Source organism: Cryptosporangium minutisporangium, assembly GCF_039536245.1.
Taxonomy (GTDB): domain Bacteria; phylum Actinomycetota; class Actinomycetes; order Mycobacteriales; family Cryptosporangiaceae; genus Cryptosporangium; species Cryptosporangium minutisporangium.
The window spans coordinates 1-1,440 of the sequence record NZ_BAAAYN010000060.1; the positions used below are offsets into that span (position 1 = coordinate 1).

Annotated in this window: 2 pseudogenes; one reads left to right on the top strand and one right to left on the bottom strand. The window is 76.6% G+C overall.

Annotated features, from left to right (window positions below):
• Window positions 1-634, top strand: a pseudogene (locus ABEB28_RS37235) (hypothetical protein); the annotation flags it as partial.
• Here the strand turns inward: ABEB28_RS37235 and ABEB28_RS37240 are convergent.
• Window positions 616-1,440, bottom strand: a pseudogene (locus tag ABEB28_RS37240) (hypothetical protein); the annotation flags it as partial. The pseudogenes ABEB28_RS37235 and ABEB28_RS37240 sit on opposite strands and share 19 nt — an antisense overlap.

Sequence of the window (1,440 nt, forward strand, 5' to 3'; positions counted from 1 at the left end):
CGTGGCCGGAGCCGCGGCCCTGGTGCTCGGGGTCACGACGATCATCGGCGCGGTCGCGCTGAACCCCGGCGCCGACCAATCGGTCGCCGGGACGACGACGGTCGGTGACGAGTCCGGACGCGACACCGGCGCCCCGACGAGCCCCCGGGTGGACGGCTCGGCCGCGACCGGCACCCCGACCGACGGCGCCACCCCGACCGGATCGCCTACCGGAACGCCGCAGCCCTCGGCGTCCCCCAGCAAGAAGAAACCCGCCGCGACCGAAAGCTCGACGCCGGGGTCCACCCCGGCGAAGAACCCGTACACCGCGGCTGAGGTCTGCGGCAGCGGCTACCGCGTCGTCGACTCGGCGTCGCTCAAGAAGTCGAGCGGGACCGTCGCCGGCACGGTCTACCTGCTGTTCTCCAAGAGCAGCGGCCGCAACTGCGTGGTCACGCTGAAGCGCACGTCGATCGGGAAGAAGACGTCCGCGACCGCGTACCTGCAGGTCAAGGGGAAGACCAAGGTCGCCGAGACCGGGAAGTTCGCGTACTACGCCGGTCCGATCCGCGCGGCCGCGGCGGCCACCTGCGTGAAGTGGGGCGGTTCGGCGGGCGGCGTCCGGTACGACAGCCCCTACGAGCACTGCGGCTGACCTGCCGGCACGTCGTCGAGCGCGGCCCTGGCCACCGCCGACGCTCCGGCCGCGGTGAGCGTCCGGGCGCGCTCCTCCAGCGCGGTCACGGTCTCGGCGCCGAGCCGGTCGGCGAGCTGCGCCCGCTCCCGTGCGTCCCGCTCGGACTCGGCGCCGGTGAGCCGGGACGCGGACGCCGCCCCGTCCGCGGCCGGCCGCTGCAGCGAGGCGTCGGCGACCCGGCGGATCTCGGCCAGGAGCCGGGCGACGTTCCGGATCGTCGTCCAGAGCTGGGTGGCGTTGCCGGTGCGGTTCCAGTAGTCCAGCAGTGCCCGGTAGCCGCGTACCGCCGCGTCCAGGTCGCCGGTCGACTCCCACACCGACGCCTGCCCGACCAGAGCCACGCCCTCGACGAACCCGGCGCCGCACCCTCGGGCGAGCACGATCGCCGACGCGTAGGCGGTGTCGGCCGCCGCGGGGTCGTCCGCCGCCAGCGCCTCCCCCTCGGCGTACCGGGCGAACGCGCGGTGCGCGGTGCAGGGGCGGGCACGCTCGGCGTCCAGCGCGCGTCGGACGAGTTCGACGGCGCCGGTCCGGTCGCCGCCGTACGCCGCGGCCAACGCGGCGCTCGCGAGGTAGACGCACGGCTGCTCCGCGACCGCGGCCGCGTCCGTCCAGAGCCGACGGGCCTCGTCGAACCGCCCGGCGAACAGCGAGACCGCGGCCGCCCCGCCCCAGCAGCGCCGCCGCGCCTCCGGGTCGCTCGGTGGGTCGAGCGCGGCCAGCGCGGCGGGCCGGGACCGGGCGGCCCGCGGGAGGGCGCCGGC